The sequence below is a fragment of the Streptococcus danieliae genome, assembly GCF_025447695.1.
Lineage (GTDB): Bacteria > Bacillota > Bacilli > Lactobacillales > Streptococcaceae > Streptococcus > Streptococcus danieliae.
The window spans coordinates 1-1,493 of the sequence record NZ_JAOBSU010000181.1 but is presented as its reverse complement, the minus strand read 5'-3'; the positions used below and the strand labels follow the sequence as shown (position 1 = coordinate 1,493).

Annotated in this window: 2 protein-coding genes; both read left to right on the top strand. The window is 34.7% G+C overall.

Annotated features, from left to right (window positions below):
- Positions 1-318 precede the first annotated feature (318 nt).
- Positions 319-849 (top strand): GNAT family N-acetyltransferase, encoded by a 531-nt coding sequence (locus N4310_RS08425; protein ID WP_262092820.1) that lies wholly within the window; start codon positions 319-321, stop codon positions 847-849.
- Positions 850-1,307: 458 nt separating this feature from the next.
- Entirely contained in the window at positions 1,308-1,445 is a 138-nt protein-coding gene (locus tag N4310_RS08420; protein ID WP_262092819.1) for a hypothetical protein, read from the top strand.
- The last annotated feature ends 48 nt before the right edge of the window (positions 1,446-1,493 follow it).

Below are 1,493 nucleotides of genomic sequence, written 5' to 3'. Positions count from 1 at the left end.
AAATCAAAAACTTCTAGAAACATTGATCTATCAGGGTTTCTAGAAGTTTTTTTAGTTATCTATGAATAATTCGGGTAAAATTTTGTAGATATTTGTAAAATTTTGTGATAGACTTTGGTTACTAATAAAAGAGTAATTAGGCTGGGAGGTATGTTAGAATGGGTGTTATTAAACGTAATATGGATATCATTGTGAATAATGACCGAGACAGACAAAGAGTTCTATCTGTTCTGAATAACACTGACAAACCAAGTCAGTCTGTGATAAACAAATTTGCTGAAGCGATGAAGATAAAAGTCGAGGAGACATTCTTAACTGGTGGAAGATAACTTAAAATTAGTAGATTTGTATTCTTGGATAGGGCCAATAGATTCAGTGAATTTTGATTGTGGTGTATCGAAAATTAACAATGAAGTGGAAAGGCTTCTTAATAGAGAGTATGACGATCGAAGAGTTTTGGGGTTAGTAAACTCACTTGGAGATTTGTTTGGAGTAATCGCATTCTCTTTAGGAACTACTAGCTTGATACAAAAAGAGCATCCCTTGGAGCGCTATCCTGTTCTAAGTCTAGACCTGTTAGCTATCCAAAAAGACTATCAGAATAACAAATATGGATCAAGATTGCTCGCCTCAGTTCTTAGGATAGCGCTGACGATGAATTGTTTAGTTCCAATAAGAGGTATTTATTTGGAAGCTTTGACGGAAGCTTCTGAGTTTTATGAACACCGGGGATTTGATGAGCTTCATCCTTTTGCACCAGGAATGGAATTTCAAAAATTATTTATGAATATAGCGTCAATTGAACAATTAGATTTGTATCCATATTCTAATATATTTAATTTAGAGTAACTCCTCTTCAGAGGAGTGTTTTTTGCTTCCAAGGGATATTTTTTCTAAATTCCCTCTTGAAATAAACGCTAAAGCGTATATAATTGTAGAAAGGAGGAAGTTATGGCAAAGCATAGAAAAAAAGCCAAAGATAAGTTTGAAAATCCGACGTAACATTCTTATCTTTAGCTTAACAATTAACATTGAGTGGGATTAACCCACTCGCCCCTTCGGGGGTTATGCTTAAGGGCACCTCTAAAAACTCAATTCCTAAAAATCTAAACGTTGATTTATCAAGATTTCAATAACTTAATTTGAAGAAAAACGGAGGTATTTAGAGGTGCCCTTAACATAACAAAAAAATCATGGGAATGAAAGTATCTTTTAAGGCTGAACGTCATAAATTTGACTGGAAGGCTTTGGTAGGCTGGATTCTATTTTTGGTAATCCTTTGGTATCTTTTTAAGTAGGAGGAGATTATGGCAGTATCTGAATCACAAAAGCGGGCCAATAAAAAATGGGACGATGCTAATAAAGAGAGGAAGGCTTATATCAATAAGCGCTCAACAGCTAGGAGCTTTGTCAAAAATTTGGGGTGTGTCAAGAATTTTGTGTAAACTCCAAAGCAGAGTTTGAATGTGTGTATTAATCGGACAAGGAATTGT

Bases quoted from the DNA above. Each gene is read 5' to 3' on its own strand.
- N4310_RS08420 (WP_262092819.1), top strand. From the start codon at position 1,308: ATGGCAGTATCTGAATCACAAAAGCGGGCCAATAAAAAATGGGACGAT.